This is a genomic window from Marinobacter gelidimuriae, from assembly GCF_000372805.1.
GTDB lineage: Bacteria > Pseudomonadota > Gammaproteobacteria > Pseudomonadales > Oleiphilaceae > Marinobacter > Marinobacter gelidimuriae.
The window spans coordinates 139,036-159,430 of sequence record NZ_KB889827.1 but is presented as its reverse complement, the minus strand read 5'-3'; the positions used below and the strand labels follow the sequence as shown (position 1 = coordinate 159,430).

General features: G+C 55.6%; 21 protein-coding genes. 11 read left to right on the top strand and 10 right to left on the bottom strand.

The window, feature by feature from the left end:
* Nucleotides 1-90 precede the first annotated feature (90 nt).
* Nucleotides 91-1,176 carry a di-heme oxidoredictase family protein gene (locus tag A3OI_RS23540; protein ID WP_018402453.1) on the bottom strand — a complete coding sequence of 362 codons (1,086 nt, stop codon included), beginning with the start codon at nucleotides 1,174-1,176 and terminating at the stop codon, nucleotides 91-93.
* A gap of 293 nt (nucleotides 1,177-1,469) precedes the next feature.
* Between A3OI_RS23540 and A3OI_RS0100765 the strand changes: the two genes are divergently transcribed.
* A complete protein-coding gene (locus A3OI_RS0100765) occupies nucleotides 1,470-2,306 on the top strand; it encodes a 23S rRNA (adenine(2030)-N(6))-methyltransferase RlmJ (protein ID WP_018402452.1) in 837 nt (278 codons plus the stop codon).
* 146 nt (nucleotides 2,307-2,452) lie between these two features.
* Here A3OI_RS0100765 and A3OI_RS18990 read toward each other — a convergent pair whose 3' ends face one another.
* Entirely contained in the window at nucleotides 2,453-2,845 is a 393-nt protein-coding gene (locus tag A3OI_RS18990) for a DUF4168 domain-containing protein (RefSeq protein ID WP_228702852.1), read from the bottom strand.
* Between the two features lie 206 nt (nucleotides 2,846-3,051).
* On the opposite strand from A3OI_RS18990, the gene A3OI_RS0100755 reads away from it, so the two are divergent.
* The 4 genes from A3OI_RS0100755 (at nucleotide 3,052) to A3OI_RS0100740 (ending at nucleotide 6,014) form a co-directional block, all read left to right on the top strand.
* Entirely contained in the window at nucleotides 3,052-3,972 is a 921-nt protein-coding gene (locus A3OI_RS0100755; protein ID WP_018402451.1) for a DMT family transporter, read from the top strand.
* Nucleotides 3,962-4,246, top strand: coding sequence for a GIY-YIG nuclease family protein (locus tag A3OI_RS0100750; RefSeq protein WP_018402450.1), 285 nt, complete (start codon nucleotides 3,962-3,964; stop codon nucleotides 4,244-4,246). The genes A3OI_RS0100755 and A3OI_RS0100750 overlap by 11 nt, the downstream gene beginning before the upstream one ends.
* Before the next feature lie 77 nt (nucleotides 4,247-4,323).
* Nucleotides 4,324-5,319 (top strand): alpha/beta hydrolase, encoded by a 996-nt coding sequence (locus tag A3OI_RS0100745; RefSeq protein ID WP_018402449.1) that lies wholly within the window; start codon nucleotides 4,324-4,326, stop codon nucleotides 5,317-5,319.
* A gap of 38 nt (nucleotides 5,320-5,357) precedes the next feature.
* Entirely contained in the window at nucleotides 5,358-6,014 is a 657-nt protein-coding gene (locus A3OI_RS0100740; RefSeq protein WP_018402448.1) for an OmpA family protein, read from the top strand.
* Nucleotides 6,015-6,067: 53 nt separating this feature from the next.
* On the opposite strand, the gene A3OI_RS0100735 is transcribed toward A3OI_RS0100740, so the two are convergent.
* The gene (locus tag A3OI_RS0100735) at nucleotides 6,068-6,955 is read right to left on the bottom strand and encodes a LysR family transcriptional regulator (RefSeq protein WP_018402447.1); all 888 of its coding nucleotides are present in this window, start codon (nucleotides 6,953-6,955) and stop codon (nucleotides 6,068-6,070) included.
* Between the two features lie 136 nt (nucleotides 6,956-7,091).
* On the opposite strand from A3OI_RS0100735, the gene trpB reads away from it, so the two are divergent.
* The 4 genes from trpB (at nucleotide 7,092) to A3OI_RS18985 (ending at nucleotide 11,346) form a co-directional block, all read left to right on the top strand.
* Nucleotides 7,092-8,345, top strand: a complete 1,254-nt coding sequence (trpB, locus tag A3OI_RS0100730; RefSeq protein ID WP_018402446.1) for a tryptophan synthase subunit beta — start codon at nucleotides 7,092-7,094, stop codon at nucleotides 8,343-8,345.
* Between the two features lies 1 nt (nucleotide 8,346).
* Complete coding sequence (gene trpA, locus A3OI_RS0100725) at nucleotides 8,347-9,177, top strand: tryptophan synthase subunit alpha (protein WP_018402445.1); 831 nt, start codon at nucleotides 8,347-8,349, stop codon at nucleotides 9,175-9,177.
* A gap of 164 nt (nucleotides 9,178-9,341) precedes the next feature.
* Complete coding sequence (locus A3OI_RS0100720) at nucleotides 9,342-10,463, top strand: lycopene cyclase family protein (RefSeq protein ID WP_228702858.1); 1,122 nt, start codon at nucleotides 9,342-9,344, stop codon at nucleotides 10,461-10,463.
* Nucleotides 10,464-10,527: 64 nt separating this feature from the next.
* The gene (locus A3OI_RS18985; RefSeq protein ID WP_228702851.1) at nucleotides 10,528-11,346 is read left to right on the top strand and encodes a Brp/Blh family beta-carotene 15,15'-dioxygenase; all 819 of its coding nucleotides are present in this window, start codon (nucleotides 10,528-10,530) and stop codon (nucleotides 11,344-11,346) included.
* Nucleotides 11,347-11,451: 105 nt separating this feature from the next.
* Here A3OI_RS18985 and serA read toward each other — a convergent pair whose 3' ends face one another.
* Nucleotides 11,452-12,681 carry a phosphoglycerate dehydrogenase gene (serA, locus tag A3OI_RS0100710; protein WP_026223922.1) on the bottom strand — a complete coding sequence of 410 codons (1,230 nt, stop codon included), beginning with the start codon at nucleotides 12,679-12,681 and terminating at the stop codon, nucleotides 11,452-11,454.
* A 232-nt stretch (nucleotides 12,682-12,913) separates the two neighbouring features.
* On the opposite strand from serA, the gene A3OI_RS0100705 reads away from it, so the two are divergent.
* The gene (locus A3OI_RS0100705; RefSeq protein WP_018402442.1) at nucleotides 12,914-14,317 is read left to right on the top strand and encodes an FAD-binding oxidoreductase; all 1,404 of its coding nucleotides are present in this window, start codon (nucleotides 12,914-12,916) and stop codon (nucleotides 14,315-14,317) included.
* Nucleotides 14,318-14,336: 19 nt separating this feature from the next.
* A complete protein-coding gene (locus A3OI_RS0100700) occupies nucleotides 14,337-15,020 on the top strand; it encodes an SIR2 family NAD-dependent protein deacylase (RefSeq protein WP_018402441.1) in 684 nt (227 codons plus the stop codon).
* A 255-nt stretch (nucleotides 15,021-15,275) separates the two neighbouring features.
* On the opposite strand, the gene A3OI_RS23000 is transcribed toward A3OI_RS0100700, so the two are convergent.
* From A3OI_RS23000 to A3OI_RS0100675, 6 genes are all read right to left on the bottom strand, one after another.
* Nucleotides 15,276-15,404: a transposase domain-containing protein gene (locus tag A3OI_RS23000; RefSeq protein ID WP_407635504.1), complete on the bottom strand. Its 129-nt coding sequence runs from the start codon at nucleotides 15,402-15,404 to the stop codon at nucleotides 15,276-15,278.
* Entirely contained in the window at nucleotides 15,398-15,919 is a 522-nt protein-coding gene (locus A3OI_RS24365; protein ID WP_081622855.1) for a type II secretion system protein, read from the bottom strand. Before A3OI_RS24365 ends, A3OI_RS23000 begins: the two co-directional genes overlap by 7 nt.
* A 396-nt stretch (nucleotides 15,920-16,315) precedes the next feature.
* Nucleotides 16,316-17,629, bottom strand: coding sequence for an ABC1 kinase family protein (locus tag A3OI_RS0100690; RefSeq protein ID WP_018402439.1), 1,314 nt, complete (start codon nucleotides 17,627-17,629; stop codon nucleotides 16,316-16,318).
* A gap of 105 nt (nucleotides 17,630-17,734) precedes the next feature.
* On the bottom strand, nucleotides 17,735-18,394 hold the full coding sequence (locus A3OI_RS0100685; protein ID WP_018402438.1) for a fumarylacetoacetate hydrolase family protein: 660 nt from the start codon (nucleotides 18,392-18,394) through the stop codon (nucleotides 17,735-17,737).
* A gap of 24 nt (nucleotides 18,395-18,418) precedes the next feature.
* Nucleotides 18,419-18,961: an adenine phosphoribosyltransferase gene (locus A3OI_RS0100680; protein ID WP_007350599.1), complete on the bottom strand. Its 543-nt coding sequence runs from the start codon at nucleotides 18,959-18,961 to the stop codon at nucleotides 18,419-18,421.
* A gap of 29 nt (nucleotides 18,962-18,990) precedes the next feature.
* Entirely contained in the window at nucleotides 18,991-20,289 is a 1,299-nt protein-coding gene (locus tag A3OI_RS0100675; RefSeq protein ID WP_018402437.1) for an NCS2 family permease, read from the bottom strand.
* Nucleotides 20,290-20,395 lie beyond the last annotated feature (106 nt).

Below are 20,395 nucleotides of genomic sequence, written 5' to 3'. Positions count from 1 at the left end.
CAGGGCAAGGCCCGGCAGTGCCAGCGTTGGCAGCAACAGGGCAAGTGCGGTGGTGCGGAAATAGTGGGTCAATCGCAACATAAAACGTCCTTACAGTGAGTTCAGAAATTCAACCAGCGCATGGCGCTGTTGTTCTGCCATCTGGCGATAACGATCGCTGGCCGGCTGGGCTTCGCCACTGTGCCAAAGAATCGCTTCTTCAAGCGTGCGGGCCCGGCCATCGTGTAAAAACCCGGCTAAAGGGTTTACCTGCTGAGCCATGCCAACGTCCCAAAGAGGAGCCGTATGCCATTCATTGCCGTTGGCCAAAAACTCGTCGCGACCGTCTGCCAGCGCCGGCCCCATGTCGTGCAGTAGCAGATCGCTGTAAGGCCAGATGGTCTGATTGCTCAGGTCAGGGCGTTGCGGGTCAACACCGGTCACATGGGTGGGTGTGTGGCAGCCTGCACAGCCGGTTTCGTTGAACAGACGGGCGCCTTGCTGAACGGTGGCGCTATCCATATCACGGCGGGCAGGAACCGCCAGGCTTTTAGAGTAGAAGGTCACAAAATCGGCAATTTTGTCCGTCACTTCCGGTTCGCCGCCGTTGGCCCAGTCGCCGCAGTTCTGGCTTGGCGTGCAGTCGGTGGCGGTTTTCAGTGACGAGGTAAGGCCCATGTCACCGGCGAAGGCGCCCTCGGCCCACTGCGCGGTCATCCATTCCAGATCGTCAACCAACAGGTCGGTCACGGCGTCCAGGTATTGGCCACGGCGATCGCAGTTGCCATTGGTGCACTCTTTACCTTGCTGGTAGTCGCTGACTGGCCGTTCGCCATTACCTGCGTCGAAGCCGTTCAGGTCGGCCAGCAATTCAGCCGTCAGCGTGCTTACGTCCAGCTGTTCGCCACCCACGTTAATACTGGTGCTGGCGATAATATTGGCGGTTGCGCCAGCGTTGCCCAGCTCGTACTGGTAACCGTCGGATTTGACGTAGTCGATCATGCCTTCGTCCAGCGGCCAAGCATTTACCTGGCCTTCCCAGTCGTCTACCAGAGTGTTGCCAAAGCGGAAAACTTCGCTTTGCTGGTAAGGAACGCGTGCTGCGTACCAAGCTTCTTTAGCGGCATTCAGGTTGGCTTCGGTGGGGTCCGCAATCAGGCGGTCAACCGCTGCGTTTAATGCCCCCTCGTCAATCAAACACTGTGGAGAATGGGATCATGAGCAGCTCAGCTATCCGGCTTGCAGGAACGTCCGCCAGCATTTTTACCGCTTGGCAAAAAATCAAAAAGAGTGCCTCTCCATCATCAGAATCTGCTGGTTCAAAGGGCAGTATTGAGCGCCGGTAAACCAGCAATAACTGACTGGCAAAGCGGTTGCTGATACTCCCTGATACACTGGGGCGACTATGGTGGGCGTTGTTCAGCTGTGATGCGCTTGCACACACCAGCCGTGGTCGGGCTTAATGGCTCCCATTAACCGGGAGCCCGTTTATGCTGAGTTATCTCCATGCCTTTCATGCAGGCAATTTCGCCGATGTGCACAAGCACGCGGCGCTGGTGCTGGCGCTGAATATGATGCAGGCAAAAGCGTCGGGCATCGCCTGTATTGACACCCACGCAGGCAGTGCGCTTTACGATCTTGATGATGAGCGGGCCCGCAAAACCGCCGAAGCTGATGCGGGTATCCGCAAACTCTGGCCCCAGCTGGACCGTCTGGCGGCAGCCGATTGGCAGCTGCTGCGGCCGTTTTTACAGCAACTAAACTCCGGCGCGAACCTGCGCCAATATCCTGGGTCGCCTGCATGGTTTTGGCATTTTTTACGCGCGCAGGACAACCTGGGTGTGTTCGAACTGCACCCGTCAGAAACCAGCAGTTTGAACCAGTGGGCTTCTGGCAAACGATTGCGAGTAACCCAGCAGGACGGTCTGGCGGGGCTGCTGAAAGTGCTTCCACCCCGTCAGCCGCGCTTGTTGGTGCTTATTGACCCGTCTTACGAAGTAAAAACCGACTATACCGCCGTAGCCGAAACACTCAGTCGTGCGTGGCACAAATGCCGCCACGGGGTGTTTCTGGTGTGGTATCCCATTTTGACCTCTGGCCTTGAGCAGACTTTGCTGGACGGCCTCAGGGCCGGCCCGGTTCGCAAAATCCTGCGTAGTGAAGTGCGACTGCATACGCCACCGGAGCGCGGCATGATCGGTTCCGGGATGCTGGTCATCAATCCACCCTGGGGTCTGGATGAACGGCTGTCGGCGATGATGAGCGATTTGGAGCCGGCCGCACGTCTGGGCCTGGGCCAACAGATGGACTGGTTGGCTCCCGAATAGCACCGCACAGTTGAGCTTTCGGGCTATGCTGTGGGTTATCAAGTCTTTGACAATTATTAAGGTATTGGAGGGTGAGTGGCCAAGCACAAGCCGGAGCAGGGGATGGCGACAGCGGTAAAGATGGCAGCGGTAATGACAATCCGGTGCTACCGGGCGGGCTGATTCCGATAGAGGAATGGACGTGGGCGACGGCACCAGGGCATCAAAGCGTCAATTCGGTTGCGACCGCGCGGTTCGCTGTTGTAGGCGATGGCCATGGCGTTATAGGTGTCAATATCCAGATTCTGATTTTCAATAATCTCTGCCATGCGCGCATTCACCTCATCGCGCAGGCCTGTTGCATCGGCTTCAGACTCTGCGCTGTCAATGCGGTCTTTGTATTCTTCTCGTAGCGTGTTTATCTGTTGCTGTGCATCGACGAACTTGTGTAACTGCGCATCGCTGTAAAACGCCGTGTGTGCCAGCCGCTGCCGGATCGCTGAAACCTTCAGTAATTTCCTTAATCGCCGGCGTCTGTCGAGCCATGGCGCTGGCAGCACTGAACAGGCTGACGAGCACTGTGGTGGTGAGAACGCTTTGAGTCCGTTTGTTCATGGCGATAGCCACCGGTTAGTTTACAAAGTCAGGCTTCAGGCTGTCACAAGGTTATATTGTTAGCAAATTAACGACCTGTATAAGGCCGGTAAGGATGGGTATACTGCGTGGCCTAGAATCCGGCATCAAAGCCGCGGTGAGAGTTTAAACTATGACCAATCAAAAACAGGCCATGATGTACGGCCTCGCCACGGTATTACTGTGGTCCACCGTGGCCACCGCGTTCAAGTTGGCACTGGCGGATCTATCTCCGCTGCAGCTGCTGTTAATTGCCTGTGTGGCCTCTATTCTGGTGATGGGCACAATTCTGGTGCTTCAGGGCCGCTGGCGCTTGGTGTTCCAGTTGCGTCGCGGGCAGTATGCGCAGTCATTTATGATGGGCCTTATAAACCCGTGCCTGTACTATTTTCTGCTGTTTGGCGCCTTTGACCGCCTGCCGGCTCAGGAAGCCCAGCCCATCAATTACACCTGGGCGCTGGTGTTGGCTTACCTGTCTGTTCCCTTTCTAGGCCAACGTCTGCGCGGGCGCGACATCGCGGCCGGGCTGGTGTGTTACGCCGGCGTATTCGTGATTGCCACCCGTGGCGCGGTAACCGACCTGAGCTTTTCGGACCCGATGGGAGTGGCCTTTGCTGTTGGCAGTACGTTGGTATGGGCCAGCTATTGGATTATTGCCACCCGCGACACCCGCGACCCGGTGGTGGGCCTGTTCCTGAATTTTCTATTTGGTTTGCCAGTGATTGTTGCAGCGGCTGTAGCCACCGACAGTCTGCATTTTCCGCTGACGGGTTCCTTGCTGGCGGCCGGTTATGTTGGCGTGTTTGAAATGGGCATTGCGTTCGTGCTTTGGTCCTACGCCATGAAAAAAGCCGAAAACACAGCGAAAGTTAGCAATCTTATTTTTATATCGCCGTTTTTGTCGTTGGTGTTTATCTGGTTTATTTTGGGTGAGCGAATTTTGCCGTCTACTTATGTAGGGCTAGTACTGATTATGGCCGGCTTGTGGTTGCAGCAGAAAAAAGCCGCGCAGAAACAGGATGCCGCCGCAGGAGTCGTGAGCGGTGGCGGCTGAGTGGTCGGTTTACTTGGTGCGAACCGCCGCCGGCGCCTTATACACCGGGGTGTCTACGGATGTGGAACGGCGTTTTTCAGAACATCAGGGCAGCGTCAAAGGTGCTCACAGCCTTCGCGGCAAGGGCCCGCTGGTTCTGGCGTTCCAGAGCTGTGTGGGTGGCCGCGCTCAAGCCATGCAGTTAGAGTGGAAAATCAAACGCTGGCCCAAAAACCGTAAAGAGGCGCTGTGCAATGGCCAGCTTACGCTGGACGACTGGCTCCCCGACCAGTAGGGTTTCGTGAGCTCAAAGGCGCAGAACATGACGCCCTCAACGAATTTTTCTTACTCACCACAGGTGTTTAGCCTCTCGTGTACTGGAAAACAGATACTATAAAAATACCGGATTGGGACCGCAACTCGTTGCTGGACAGGCTGAAAGCGTTCGAACCAGAAAATGAGCGAGAGCTGAGCCATGAAATGATGGCTTACTGTCATTTTTATGGGTTGGACCTTTGGGTAGAGCATGCGCAGGTGGAATACCACCAAGGCTACGTGAACTCCGGCAAGCATCAGGTCATGGTGCATTATTACCGCAGCACAGCCGTAACACATTGCCGCGGAACAGTTTTTGTAATGCACGGTTATTTCGATCACGTTGGGCTTTACACCCAGCTGATAGACCGCTGCTTGGGGGAAGGCTTTGATGTGCTGGCGTATGACCAGCCGGGCCACGGGCTTTCCAGTGGCACGCCGGCGGCCATAGGCAGCTTTTTGGAGTACCAGCAGGTGCTCAGCGATGTGACGGCAAAGGTGCGACAGAAAATTCGCGGGCCCTGGTATGCGGTGGGGCAGAGCACGGGCGGCGCCATACTGATTGACTATCTGCTGTCGAATCATCATACCCGGGCCACATCAGAGTTTCGCAAAGTGGTTTTACTAGCGCCACTGATACGCCCTGCGGGTTGGGTTAAGGCCCGTGTGTTGCACACGGTGCTTAGGCCCTTTGTCAGCCGTTGGCGGCGGGCATTCAGTGCCAACAGTGGCAACTCGGAGTTTTTGAAATTTCTTCGTAAGGTCGACCCGCTGCAGGCCCGCGCTGTTCATGTTGACTGGGTTTCGGCATTGCGCCAATGGGTGCCCCACATTGAGTCGGCGCGCCCGGTTGAGTTCGATATAACCGTAGTCCAGGGTGAAAAAGACCTGACCGTAGATTGGCCCCACAATTTGCGAATTATTCGTAACAAGTTTGCCCGGGTTCATGAAGTCAAGTTGCCACGGGGCCGGCACCATTTGGTCAACGAGGCCCACGATTTGCAGGCAACGGTGTTTAACACGATTATCGATACATTCACGACAGACGTGTGAACACGCTGTCGCAGATCCACGGAAATAAGGAAAGCGCTGTGAAAAAAACCATACTTGCGGTAACACTGGCCAGCCTGACGCTTGGCGGCTGTATGACATACGACCCATACACCGGCGAACAGAAAACATCGAACGCCACTAAGGGTAGCGTGATTGGCGCACTTGGCGGCGCGGTAATCGGTGCGGCGACATCCAGTAAAAGTGACCGCGGCAAAGGTGCGCTGATTGGCGCGGCAGCTGGCGGTGCTCTAGGTGGCGGGATAGGTGTGTATATGGATCGTCAGGAAGTGCAACTGCGCCAGCAGCTTGAAGGTACGGGCGTGCGCGTGGTGCGTAATGGCGACCAGATCTCGCTGGTGATGCCTGGCAACATTACTTTTGACCTCAACCAAACCAGTATCCGCTCGCAGTTTGCCGGAACTCTGGAGTCTGTTGCCTTAGTACTGAAAGAATTTGACCAAACTATTGTTCAAATAGAAGGGCACACCGACAGCCAAGGCGCCGATAGCTATAACCAGTTGTTGAGTGAGCGCCGCGCATCTTCTGTTCGTGACTTTCTGCTAAATCAGGGCATTGAGTCCAAGCGTACCCGCGCGGTGGGTTACGGAGAGCGTTCCCCGGTGGCGTCTAACGACACCGAATCCGGCCGTGAACAGAACCGTCGCGTTGAATTAACGCTAGTACCTATGCGTTAAAGCGGAGTCCGTGTGCTAACGCGACAGAGTTAGGTTCAAATCCCGGATTAGAGTCACCGTGCCAGCGCCTTGGCCAGCCAATCGGCCAGGCGCTGGGCCCGCGGCGACACCGTATCACCAGGAAGCCGCAGGCACAGGGTGTCGCGGGTTTCTATAAAACCCCAGGGCGCCAGCAGTCGCCCGCTGCGAAGGTCTTCTTCCACCAGATATTGCGGCGCTATTGCCACGCCCAGCCCTACCAATGCTGCCTCTAGCATGTAATTTAAATGTTCAAATGATTGCCGTATCGGCAAACTCTGCGTATCTAATTGCTGATGCTTACACCATTGTGGCCAGGCTTGCGGCCGTGACAGGGTTTCCAGTAGCGGCAACTCCAGCAGGGCACTCGCCGGCATATCTGGGTTGGCAGGGGCCAGCCCGGGGGCCATCACCGGTCCGATTCGTTCAGGGCCCAGAACAATCAGGTTCTGGCCTGAGGGCGCCGGCGCCGAGGTAAAGCCCAGAGCAGCGTCTACCCCCGCGGGCAGGTGCAGCTCTTCGTCGGTGGTGGTCAGGTGAATGTCCAGGCCGGGGCAGTCCTGGCGTAACCGGCCCAGGCGCGGAATAAACCAGCGCGCCAGAAAGCTACCCGAGCAGCTCAACACCAGGGGCGCATCACGGGCCTCTCGCCGCAGGCGCTCGCAAACCTGTTCCAGCTGTGAGAAAACCGAATCCGTGGTGGCGAACAGCTGATGGCCTGCAGCGGTCAAAGCAATGCCGCGGCCCTGGCGCTCGAATAACGCTATGCCGAGTTGTTGTTCAAGCTGGCCAATTTGCCGGCTGATGGCACCGTGAGTCACGTTAAGCGCTTCAGCGGCACGGCTCATGCTTAGCAGGCGTGCCGCGGCATTAAAGGCGCGCAGCGCATTCAGCGACGGTAAAGGTAGGTTGGCATGTTCCATAAATCGGTTACTTTTTCTCACAGGTGGGTGCGATTTTATCGATTTCCCCCTGTGTTGTCCTGCTTTACACTGGATATCAATTAGAAATCGAACAGAAATCGAACAGAAATCGAATCAGCGCAATGGAGTCAATTGCATGAGCACAGCAACCACGCTACGACAGGGCCCGGATACCAACGGCTTTTTTGGTCATTTTGGTGGCCGTTTTGTGGCCGAGACCCTGATGCCGCTCATTCTTGAGCTGCAAAAAGAATACGCAACTGCACGCAACTCAAAAGACTTTATTGATGAGATGGACGCGCTGCGCCGTGACTTTGTCGGCCGCAAGAGCCCGCTGTATCTGGCTGAACGGTTAACCGAACAGCTCGGCGGGGCCAAGGTGTACCTGAAGCGTGAAGATCTTCTGCACACCGGCGCTCACAAGATTAACAATTGCCTGGGCCAGATTTTGCTGGCTAAACGCATGGGTAAAATCCGCATCATCGCCGAAACCGGGGCGGGCATGCACGGTGTGGCAACTGCCACCGTAGCGGCGCGCTTTGGTATGGAGTGCATGGTGTACATGGGCAGCGTCGACATTCACCGTCAGCAGCCCAACGTGCAGCGCATGCGTTTGTTGGGCGCCAAAGTAATCCCGGTCACCAGCGGTGCAGGCACTCTGAAAGACGCTATGAATGAAGCCCTGCGTGACTGGGTTACCAACGTGGCTGATACTTTTTATATCATCGGCACAGTAGCAGGCCCGCATCCCTATCCGGCCATGGTGCGTGATTTCCAATCGATTATTGGTGAAGAAACCCGCGAGCAGATTCTCGAGCGCGAAGGGCGCCTGCCCGACACGCTGGTAGCCTGTGTGGGTGGCGGCTCAAACGCCATGGGCCTGTTCCATCCGTTTCTGGATGATGAGAGCGTCGCTATGGTGGGTGTTGAAGCTGCCGGTGAAGGCCTGGACAAGCGCCACGCGGCCAGCCTGAAAGGCGGCACCCCTGGCGTATTGCACGGCAACCGTACCTTCCTGCTGCAATCCGCTGACGGGCAGATTCAGGATGCCCATTCGATTTCGGCGGGTCTGGATTACCCGGGCATTGGCCCAGAGCACGCCTGGTTAAATGATATTGGCCGGGTCAGCTACGCCGCCATTACCGATGACGAAGCTCTGGAAGCCTTCCACACTCTGTGCCGCATTGAAGGTATTATTCCGGCGCTGGAAACAGCCCATGCTATTGCCTACGTGATGAAAGTGGCTCCGACATTGCCGCAGGATCATTTGATTGTTATCAACTTGAGCGGCCGCGGTGATAAAGACATGTCTACCGTCCTTGCCGCCATGGACGCCAGTGCGGAAAACGCTGAGAAAGACGCTGGTAAAGACGTTAAAGGGGAAGCCTGATATGAGCGCAAGTCGTATTGATCGTTGTTTTGAAGCCTTGCGCCAGCAAGACCGTGCTGCCCTGGTTACGTTTGTAACCGCAGGCTATCCGGACTATCAGCACAGCGCGGAGATTTTAAAAGGGTTGCCTGAAGCCGGTGCCGATATCATCGAACTGGGAATGCCGTTCACCGACCCTATGGCCGATGGTGCGCCCATTCAGCTTGCTAGCCAGCGGGCTTTGGCCGGTGGTCACAACACCATCAAAACCCTGCAGATGGTGCGTGAATTCCGCGAGCATAATCAGGACACACCGATTGTACTGATGGGCTATTACAACCCAATTTACTGCTACGGCGTAGAGCGTTTTCTGCACGATGCCGCAGCATCCGGTGTAGACGGCATGATCGTGGTGGATTTGCCGCCAGAGCATGACAACGAACTGTGCGTGCCGGCCCGCGAAGCCGGTATTCACTTTATTCGCCTGGCAACGCCCACCACCGATGCCGCCCGGCTGCCCGGTGTGCTGGTAAATACCTCCGGTTTTTTGTACTACGTTTCCAGCACCGGTGTTACTGGCTCTGCGGCACCTACCGCTGAAAAAGTGGAAAAAGAACTGGCGCGGATTCGAGAGCATACAAACTTGCCGGTGGCCGTGGGCTTCGGTATTCGTACCGCACCCCAAGCTGAGCGTATTGCGCGTTTTGCGGATGCCGTAGTGGTGGGTTCGGCCCTGGTGGAGTGCATAGCCAATGCAGATACCGAAGCGCAGGGCCGCGATGATGTTTTGTCACTTACGCGGGAACTTTCGGCTGCGGTTAGAGATGCGCGGACGACATTGAACGTTTCCTGAACGCTGTCATTGGCTAGTGAAAGCGTCTGAAAAGCCTGTCCGAGTTTGCGCTCGGGCAGGCGCAATCAATCGTCAGTATATTCGTCACGATCACGCATTGCATCAAGGCCTGATAACCAGTCTTAAATTGCGCCAAACGCTGAGTATGACCATATGACCTTGTCATTATCGGAGCCGGGCTCAGCCTGGCCTGCTGGCTCCTGCAGTTGGCAGAAGATAGGCAGGCAACATTACCCAGAGTCTGTTTTCTAGACCTACGAACATCCTACAGTAACGATCGAACATGGTGTTTCTGGGACCTTGAGCCACATCCTTTTCGCGATCTTATCACTCATCGCTGGTTTCGCTGGCAGGTCAGCCAAGGTAATCAAACAGCGTGTCAGTCTGACAGGGACGCTGCTTACGCAATGCTGCCGGCAGATGTTCTGTATCGGCATGCATTGGCCAAAATAGACGATATTCCGGCCTTTGATTTGCACCTTGGTGTGACCGTTAGCGGTGTTGAACACACCGATGATGGCGCTCTGGTGTCGGCGGATCAACGCCGTTGGCAGGCAAAGGCAGTCATAGACACGCGCCCTCCCGACAAGGGTCAGCTGATATCCGGCGTTGGGTTTTGGCAGGTTTTCTCAGGCCTTGAGATTACCTGTCCCAAGCACGGTTTTGATACCTCTACGGCCACACTGATGGATTTTCAGCCCGGCTACCCGCACCCGTGTTTTTTGTACCTGTTGCCTCTCGACGAGGATCACTTTCTGATTGAATGGACCGCCTTGCAACCGGAGAAGGAGCCTGCGCCGGACTATCGCTCAGACCTTGATTCGTGGCTGCAGCGGCAGGAGCTGGGGTATTACGAGGTCACAAGAGAGGAGTCTGGTAGCCTGCCTATGTTACGCATGCCGAATGTTCAGAACTCTGGTCGGGTGATCAGAGCAGGCGTCGGTGCAGGCTGGATGAGGGCCGCCACGGGTTATCATTTTGTGAGTTGCCAAAGAGGCAGCGCGGCGCTTGCCCGGCAGATTCTTGCGGCTCACGCCAGTGGCGGCTGGATGCTTCAGGGCCCAGCGGTGCGGGCTGGCTGGCTGGACTGGATGGACAGCGTGTTTCTGCGGGCGTTGAAGCGGCACCCGGACAAAGCACCGCAATGGTTCGTGGGGCTGTTTGCTGCCACGAGTGCCGCACAAATGAGCCGGTTTATGAACGACCAGCCACGCTGGCGTGATGCTCTGGCAGTGGCCAGCGCACTACCGCCAGGGCCCTTTGTGCGATCTGCATTGGTATGGTGATAAACGACACCGCTAACACTGACAATGTGCTTTATCGGAGTTCCGGCGGGCGCCGTCACAGTGCGTGATATTGACTATTGCCAGCCTCGCGCTGATCGTCGGCGTTATGCTGCCGGCCCTGTCGATTGAGCAACAGTTCTGGATTGTGTTGCTGCCTATTGGTGTGTTCGTTGTTCTGTGCGCCTACCTGATGGCCTCGTTGGCTTTTGTTGCGCTAATCTGGGTGCTGCCGGTGGTGGCGCTGCTGGTGTTTCTGGGGTTGTCGATCTGGCATTTTGGCTATACCGACGAAGCGTTCCTGAGCTCGACGAAAAACCCTTTGTTGCGTTGGCTAAGTGGCAGCATGCCCATTCTGGGTCCGATGCTCGGGCATCCGCAGCAAACAAGCGAGTTGTTTGCCTGGCTGATTAAGATTGAACCACAGGTGGTTTTGGACATCGTGGTATGGCTTGGGCCTTGTTTGGCGGTGGTTTGGCTTTTGGGTTTCGGATGCCTGTTGTTCGGGCGCCTCAACCGACCAGACCCAAGAGTGTTGGTCGAGTTATGCCTGGTGGGTGTGGCCTTGATCGCATTGCCACCGCTTCTGGGATTCGCCTTCTATTTTTGTGCGATTCACAGCGTACGTCATTTCCTTTCGATTGCAGAACACCGTTTGTTGTCGAATCAAAAAAGCTTATTCCAGGCGTTTCCGGTCCGTAAAATCTTGCCTGCAACGCTGGGGGCGATCGCAATGGCGTGTGTCGCCTGGGGGGTGATCGTACTTATCGGGCCCTCCACGAGTTTGCTGGTTGACGCAGTCAGAGTCATGTTCTGGGCGGCTGGCCGCGTTAACACTTCCGCACGCTATCATCGTCAGATTATGGTGGAACCAGAGGCTTGCTGAGTGAGAGGACTGCTCAAAAAGATAGGGGACAGATTTCAAATCTGTCCCCTAAGAGCAAAAAAACCGAGGCCTGAGCCCCGGTTTTTCCTATTCAGCCTTGCGAGCTTAAAACAATACACGGCAGCGAATGGTGCCTTTCACTTCCAGCAGCTTTTCCAGCGCCAGTTCACCGTAGGCTTTGTCGACGTCGATCACCACGTAGCCGATGTCTTCCTTGGTTTGCAGGTACTGACCGCAGACGTTGATACCGTTAGCGGAAAAGACTTGGTTGATCTCTGACATCACGCCCGGTACGTTTTCGTGAATGTGCAACAGCCGATGCTGGTTCGGGTGCGAGGGCAGGGCCACTTCGGGGAAGTTCACTGACGATACAGATGTACCGTTGTCGCTGTACATGGACAGCTTTTCAGCGACTTCACGGCCGATATTTTCCTGGGCTTCTATGGTAGAGCCACCCACGTGTGGGGTCAGGATTACGTTGTCAAACTCACGCAACGGCGACTCGAATTCTTCCTTGTTAGATTTCGGCTCAACCGGAAACACGTCAACGGCAGCGCCCAGCAACTTGCTGCTGCGCAGGGAGTCAGCCAAGGCGTCAATATCGACCACCGTGCCACGTGAGGCGTTCATCAAAATAGAGCCAGGCTTCATTTGTGCCAGCTGCTCGGCTTTAAACATGTATTTGGTGGCTGCGGTTTCCGGTACGTGCAGGCTCACCACATCACACAGGTTCAGCAGTTCTTGCAGGGAACCCACTTGCGTGGCATTGCCGATGGAGAGTTTGGACACCACATCGTAGAAGTACACGTCCATGCCCAAGCCTTCGGCCAGCACACTGAACTGGGTGCCAATGTTGCCATAGCCAATAATGCCCAGCTTCTTGCCGCGGATTTCATAGCTGTCTTTGGCCGACTTCAGCCACTCGCCACGGTGGGCCTTGGCATTCTTTTCCGGCACGCCGCGCAGCAACAAAATGGCTTGCGCCAACACCAGTTCGGCTACCGAGCGGGTGTTGGAGAAGGGCGCATTAAACACCGCCACGCCGCGGCGCGTAGCCGCCTGCAGGTCTACTTGGTTGGTGCCAATACAGAAGCAACCCACCGCCACCAATTTCTTGGCTGCTTCGAATACGGCCTCTGTCAGCTGCGTGCGCGACCGCAGGCCGACAAAATGGGCGTCGGCAATTTTCTCGATCAGCTCGCCTTCAGCCAGCGAGTGCGACAGGGACTCAATGTTGGTGTAACCGGCGGCGTGCAGAGAATCGAGTGCAGACTGGTGCACGCCTTCCAGCAACAGAATTCGGATTTTGCTTTTTTGCAGAGACGTATTGGACATGGGCTTACTTTCCAACTTTTTGTCGCGTTTAACCACCCGTGGCCAGTCATCTCAGCTTTACATCGCATGGGCTGGCTCACAGAACAGGGCCGGTATGATAACATAATCCTTGGCATTGGCATTGGCAGCGTGCCGGACATCCCCGTTTTTATACGGACCTGGCGTTGCCAGCCGGTCTTGTTTTGACCGTGCTGCCCCATTTCGAGACACACTTGCGCGAGAGCCCAGCCTGATGACACCTGAACAGATCATAGCCGCCCTGAAGCAACTGATGGCCAAGGGCGACGCCCCAGGCAAAGTGCTGACAGATCCGTCTGATCTTGCCACTTACGGCACCGACTGGACCCGGATATACACTCCAAACCCGGTCGCTATTGTGCTGCCGAAAACCATCGAACACGTGCAGGCGCTGGTTCAGTTCGCCAACCAAAACAAAGTTGCGTTGGTGCCTTCTGGCGGCCGAACTGGCTTGAGCGCCGGCGCCGTAGCCGCCAACGGTGAAGTGGTGGTGGCGTTTGACAACATGAACCAGATTCTGGACTTCAACGCCAGTGACCGCACCGTGCGTTGCCAGGCCGGTGTTATTACTGAACAGCTGCAGAATTTTGCCGAAGAAAACGGCCTTTACTACCCGGTGGACTTTGCGTCCGCCGGCTCCAGCCAGCTGGGCGGCAACCTGTCCACCAACGCCGGTGGCATCAAAGTTATCCGCTATGGCATGAGCCGCGACTGGGTTGCCGGCCTGAAAGTCGTCACCGGTAAAGGCGATGTTCTGGATCTGAACAAAGACCTGGAAAAGAACAACACCGGCTACGACCTGCGCCACTTGTTCATCGGCGCTGAAGGCACCCTGGGTTTTATTACCGAAGCCACCATGAAGCTGTCACGCCAGCCCGACAATCTTACCGTGTTAGTACTGGGCCTGAACGACCTGGGCAGCATCATGGCCGTGCTGAACACCTTCCGCAGTAAGCTGGACTTAACTGCTTACGAGTTTTTCTCCCACCAGGCGATGAATCACGTGCTGGCTCATGGCCAGGTAAAAGCGCCGTTTGACACCGAAGCACCTTACTACGCGCTGTTGGAATTTGAAGCGGTGTCTGACCAGGTGATGGAACAAGCCATGGAACTGTTCGAGCAGTGCATGGAAAACGGTTGGGTGCTCGACGGCGTGATCAGCCAAAGCGAAACCCAGGCACAGAACCTGTGGCTGCTGCGCGAGCGCATCTCCGAATCCATCGCCCCGCGCACCCCCTACAAAAACGACATTTCTGTCGTCGTATCCCGGGTGCCGGACTTTCTGGAAGAAATCAATCAAGTGGTCAGCGACCATTATCCGGATTTCGAAATTATCTGGTTTGGTCACATCGGCGACGGCAACCTGCACCTGAACATCCTCAAGCCTGAGGGCATGGCGAAAGAAGACTTCTTTGAAAAGTGCCAGCAGGTGAATAAGTGGGTGTTTGAAATTGTCGAAAGATATCAGGGCAGCGTGTCCGCCGAACACGGCGTGGGCATGACCAAAAAAGCCTACCTCCAATACACCCGCAGCGAAACTGAAATTGCCTATCTGAGAGGCATCAAGCAGGTTTTTGATCCTAACGGCATCATCAACCCGGGTAAAATCTTCGACTGATACGGCGGCTGGCGCGGACATGAAGCGACACATCGTAGTACTCACTGGCGCTGGCATCAGCGCCGAAAGCGGCCTGGCTACCTTCCGTGACAACGGCGGACTGTGGGAAAAACACAGCGTACACGATGTAGCTACCCCCGAAGCCTTTCAACGCGACCCGGCGCTGGTGCTTCGCGTCTACAACGAACGCCGTCGCCAACTGGCAAATACCCAACCCAATCGCGCCCACTGCCTGCTGGCCGAGTTGGAGCGCCTCTATCAGGTGACCATCGTCACCCAGAACGTAGACGACTTACACGAACGCGGCGGCTCTACACAAGTGTTACACCTGCACGGCGAACTTACCAAAGCCCGCAGCAGCAAAAACCCCCGAGCCATTCACACCATCGGCTACCGCGACATCAGCCTGGGCGAACGCAGCCGGGACGGCAGTCAGCTGCGCCCCCACATCGTCTGGTTTGGCGAAGAAGTCCCTATGTTCGAAGCCGCTATAGACATAGTTCGTAGCGCCGACGACCTGCTCATAGTCGGCACCTCCCTACAAGTCTACCCGGCCGCCGGCCTGGTCCACGAAGTAGAACGCGACGTGCCCATCACCGTCATCGACCCGGCCACCCCAGCAGGAAGAGTCTCCCGCGCCCGGTTTATTCAAAAAAGCGCGGTGGAAGGCGTGGCAGAATGGGTAAATAATTTTAAGCGATAGAAGAACCGACGGGCAAAACCCAGAAAGCTCGGGAGGCGTGGGTCTGGACCAATTACCAAAACTGTGCTTAGGTCAGCACCTCATGGGCTAGCTTGAGTGTGCTTTGTCCCATTAGGGTGGTTAGGATAATGACGCGGCAATAAACATTCGTTTATACCCAATTGTGACGCTTTGGATTGTCACATTGAATGATCCCGGATCGAAAGTACGGTAAATAGGTTGCAGTTGAACCAGCTAAACTTAAGCAGCTGGACATCACACCTTGCTAATAATCGCCGGCGCTCTGTTGTGCGGTAGCCATTCATCAGTGGCGTTATTTCTCTGCGTCAGCAGCGTCGTCAGTACGTCTTTCAGATAGGCATACGGATCGTGGCCAGTCAGCAATTGGTGGTTATCAACGTTATCTCCGGCGACTGCCCGGCCGATTCCGCCTCTCGATAAAGCACCTCACACTGTTTGACGGCCATATCGCCGTCCGGACGAACCCGCAAGCGTTCAACGCTTGATGCATTGGATTGGCTTAAGTGGTAGTCACCGCCATCGCTTTCATCTTGAACGCCCGAAGCCCTGGCAATCCCAGCTTCCGTGCGACGGGGGTATCCATAAGCCAAGGTAATGCTTGCGCCCTCAAGAGTAATCGCATTTCCTAAACCTCCATCCGCTGAGGGGGCTGATGGATTACACGCAGTATTTGTTTTACAAGCCATACTCACGATGGATGCCGCCGACTGCATCACACCATAGACACCTTCCATTTTTGCTTGCCTGGCGCTACTAGACAGATCCGCAAATCGTGGCAATGCAAATGCTGCCAGAACACCCAAAATAACAATCACCATGACCAATTCGATCAGTGTGAAGCCAGAGTTTGGCGCGCGACTCAAAGCAGATTTAGACAACGGGAACCCCACGGGGTAGGTGATTAATAATGGGCATAATACTGTGGCTCAATGATCGAAGACAATCGAATATGGCGATCAATTGAGCAACCGACTGCCGTCTAGTGAACAAGTGGTTACTCGCTTAATAATCAATCTTTTCCGCGCATAATCGCGGTTATGTTGAATTGGCTTACAATTTTAAATTATCGCTTCGGCGTCGAACGTAGTGTCAATCACGAACACTAACTGAGCGTCGGCAACGATGGTGCTTGTTGAGTTCGTTAGAATGAGAGGAGATTGAGAGCCACCCAACTTGACTGTTGTTGACAGAAGGCCTTTCAGGCTACGTATAAAACCGCAAGGTGGCAGAATTAAGGTGCCGTATACTCCGCCCGAGAAGTATGCAGCCAACTCCTAATCAGCAAACTCCGCCAAATACGCCCGCAACTCATTACCAAAAGCCGCCTGAACCCCCAAGCGCTTCATCATCCAATAATGCCCCGCAATCATCCGGTCAATAAAAATACTCTCCACCGGCGGTTTGAAAGAATCCAGATACTTAAACACCGTACTCGTCTTGGCCGCCACATCCTTATGCAGGCGCGCCTCACCAAAATCGTAGGGCTGTTCAGACTCAAACGGCACAACCAAAATATCCCGCCACATGGCGTAATAGGCCTCGTCAATCGCCGGTTGGCTCTCAACTCGCGCACCTAAATCAATCAAATACTGATCCAGCGCCTTATAATCCTGCTCTAAAGCAGCCGTCACCGCATTGCGGTAAGCCCGCACAATCTCTGGTTTCAGCTTTTTCACACAGCCAAAATCGTACATCACGATGGTGCCGTCCGGCCGGTAAGCAAAGTTACCGGCGTGTGGGTCACCGTGAATGTACTGAAAACGAAATAGCTGATCGGCCATCGCGGTAAAAATGCGGTGGCCGATCAGATTGATGGTGTCCTGGTCGTAACGCTCCGGGGTGATATCACCTACGTGGTCACCTTCCTCCAGCTCCAGAGTCATCACGTGGCGGGTTGAATGGCTGCGCACCACCGCTGGAATAACCACCCAGGGATCGTTGCGATGAAACTCGCGGAACACATCAAGGTTGCGGGCTTCGTTGTCGTAATCCAGCTCTTCGTGCAGGCGCTCGCGGATTTCGCCGAACAGCTGATCTACCGATTCCTTGGGCATTTTCAGTAGACCGCCCAGCTTTAAAGCCAGGCGAAGCTGTTTGAGGTCGGAATCGCACGATTCATCAACACCCGGGTATTGCACTTTCACGATAATATCAGTTCCATCGTGCATTCGCGCCCGATGCACTTGGCCTATCGATGCCGCCGCGTAAGGTGCTTCCTGCAGGTACTCGTAAAGCTCGTGCACCGGTTTGCCCAAGGCGGTTTCAATTTGCTGGCGAATCACCTCGAAGGGCATGGGCGGCGCTTCTTTTTGAAGCTTTTGCAGGGCGTCAGAAAATTCCCGGGGTAAAAAATCTTGGGTTTGCGACGCTATCTGACCCACCTTCATGGCAGCGCCTTTCATTTCCCCCAGGGTGTCGGTAATGCGCGACGCCATACGGCTGTAGCTCTCGCTGCGCGCACCTTCGTCGTTTTCACTGCTGAAAAAACTGCGCGCCTTTTGGCCAGCGAATTGTCCGGCCACGGAGGCCGTCATACCTGCGAGTTTGAAAAAACGACCACTTCGGGTGGTAACCGGTTTTTTTGCCATGCCAGATATACGCTCCTAACCAAAAAACGATTCAGCGTCGTCACGTTAAACCACGCTTGAGGCTGTTGTCTAAAGCTCGTTTTACATCACTCTTTAAATCTCTTTCTAAACCACTCTGGTCGACACCGACAGGCGATCTTCCAGCGTCAGTTGCAGGATTTGTCCGGATTGCAGTGGCCCGACACCTTTGGGCGTGCCAGTCAGTATTACATCCCCGGGTAACAGAGAGAACTGTGTACTGATGTGGGCAATCAGGGGCACCACCGGAAATAGCATGTCGGCGGTGTCGCCGCTTTGCTGGCGCTTGCCGTCTATATCCAGACTGAAGTGCAGGCGGCGCTTGTCCAGATCGTTGGCTGGGACGAACGGCGTGAGTGGGCAGGCGCGATCAAAACCTTTAGCCCGCTCCCATGGGTGCCCCTGCTTTTTAAGACGGCTTTGCAGGTCACGGAGGGTTAAATCCAGCGCCAGGCCATAACCCAATATCGCCGCTTCTGCATCGCTGGCGGAGGCGTTGGTCAGGGGTTTGCCAATCAGCACTGCTAATTCGGTTTCAAAGTGCACGGCGCCTTGATCCCGCGGGAAGTCCAGAGGTCTGGTCAGGTGTACCGCGGCGGTGGCGGGTTTTATGAACAGCAGGGGCTCGGTCGGGACCGGGTTGTTCAGTTCTTTGGCGTGTTCGGCATAGTTACGGCCGATGCAGACAATTTTGCCCAGGGGCAAATGAATAGGGGTGGTGTCGTGCCAATGGTGCTGATAATTCACGATAGTATCCTCCTTGAGGGCGGCTTATTCTCCCTCGAATGAGCATACAGTATAAACCGTTAAGCCTTCAGCTCGCAGCTTGTCAGAACCGCCCAGGTCGGGCAGATCGATCATCGCCGCTACTTCTACAATTTCGGCGCCAATCCGGCGAATCAGCCGGGAGGCAGCCAGCATGGTGCCACCGGTGGCGATTAGATCGTCGACCAGCACCACTTTGTCGCCGGGTTTGAGGGCGTCTTTGTGCAGCTCCACCGAGGCGGTGCCGTATTCCAGTTCGTAGTCTTCCACCAAGGTATCAAACGGCAGTTTGCCTTTCTTGCGAATCAACACCAACGAGGCGTTCAGTTCATACGCCAGAGCAGAGCCAATGATAAAGCCACGGGCATCTACCGCAGCAATCGCGTCTATATGCTGGTCGTGGTAGCGGTGTACAAAGGCATCAATCAGTTTGCGAAACGCGGTTTTGTTCTGCAGCACCGTCGTGATGTCGCGGAAAGTGACACCGGGTTTCGGCCAGTCCGGAACCGTGCGGATAGCCTGCTTGATGCTCTGGGAAAAGTAATCCATGAAACCCCTGCCTTACGCCCGGGCGCCGCTTACGCGACATCCAGGAAAATGAATTTAAGAATAAACACCAGAGCGATAACGACCACGCTCAGATTGAGATCAGACCAACGACCGCTCAGGGCTTTCAGTACCGCGTAGGTGATAAAGCCCAGGGCGATGCCGTTAGCAATCGAGAACGTTAGCGGCATCATCAGCGCGGTGACAACCGCTGGTGCGGCATCGGTCACATCGTCCCAGTCGATCAGCTTCAGCCCACTGGCCATTAGCACCGCGACGTACAACAGCGCCGGAGCTGTGGCGTAGGCAGGGACGATGCTGGCAAGGGGCGCCAGCACCAGGCACGCGGCAAACAGGCCGGCGACAACCACCGCCGTCAAGCCGGTGCGACCACCCGCGGCGATACCGGCGGTGGATTCCACATAGCTGGTGGTGGTTGATGTGCCCAGAACAGCACCCGACATGGTGGCCACGGAGTCTGACATGAGCGCGCGGCCCAGGCGTGGCAGTTTGCCATTCTCGTCCAGCAGGCCGCCACGTTGGGCGGCGCCGATCAAGGTGCCAGAGGTGTCAAACAGGTCAACAAACAGAAAGGCAAAAATAACGCTGATCATGCCGACGTTAAACGCGCCGGCCAGGTCTAGCTGCATAAAGGTGGGGGCCAGGCTGGGCGGTGCTGAAAACAGGCCGTTGTACTCAATCATGCCGGTAGCAAGCGCTACCAGGGTAACCGCAATAATGCCGATCATCACCGCGCCGGTAACGCGGCGGAACGACAGCGCGCAAATTAAAATAAAACCGCCAAAAAACAGCAGGCTCTCGGCCGCCTTGACGTCGCCCATACCCACCAGGGTAGCTGGGTGATCGACGACAATGCCGGCGTTTTTCAGGGCAATTAACGCCAGAAAGAAACCGATACCGGCAGAAATGCCAAAGCGCAAAGACAATGGTATGGAGTTGATGATCCACTCCCGCACTTTAAAAATACTCAGCGCAAAGAATATCAAACCTGACAAAAACACGGCGCCAAGAGCCACTTGCCAGGTGTAACCCATGCTGCCAACCACGGTGAACGAGAAAAACGCGTTCAGGCCCATGCCCGGCGCCAGGGCAATCGGGTAGTTGGCCCACAGGCCCATGATCAGCGTGCCGACAACGGCCGCCAGGCAAGTGGCTACAAACACCGCACCAAAATCCATACCGGTGGACGACAGAATGCTGGGGTTAACCACGATGATGTAGGCCATGGTTAAAAAGGTGGTAATACCGGCAACGACTTCTTTACGAACGTTGGTGCCGTGGGCCTGGAGTTTAAACAATCGTTCAAGCATGACGGGGGTCTGCCTCACAGATGCTGGGATTTCGGGAGTCGGGCTAATTGGAAAAATCGGGCTGCTTAAAAAACGGCAATGTTAACGCCTGAGGGCTCTCAGGCCA